The 229-nt window shown below is 67.2% G+C and carries 1 protein-coding gene; it reads right to left on the bottom strand.

The window, feature by feature from the left end; genetic code table 11:
• Positions 1 to 229 (bottom strand): erythromycin esterase family protein (locus tag Q1A87_RS24070; RefSeq protein WP_299657463.1); only part of this gene is annotated, 229 nt, incomplete at both ends.

Below are 229 nucleotides of genomic sequence, written 5' to 3'. Positions count from 1 at the left end.
TCCATGTCGCCGCCCCAATCGGTCGCAGCAGCGACGGTGCCGGTATGGGTGCCCATGCCGATCAGCGCGACATCCTCGCCGAAGCGCTCGCGGCAGAGCTGGCCGATATTGTGCTCGCCCTGCACCTTGCCCATCTCCGTGGCGCGCGCATCGCCGATATGCGAGTTATGCGCCCAGACGACGGCCTTCGACTTTGGCCCCCTGGCGTCGAGCAGGTGCTCGAGCGTCT

It is taken from the genome of uncultured Jannaschia sp. (assembly GCF_947494055.1).
In the GTDB taxonomy this organism is placed as follows: Bacteria; Pseudomonadota; Alphaproteobacteria; order Rhodobacterales; family Rhodobacteraceae; genus Jannaschia.
This window is presented reverse-complemented; position numbering and strand designations above follow the sequence as displayed.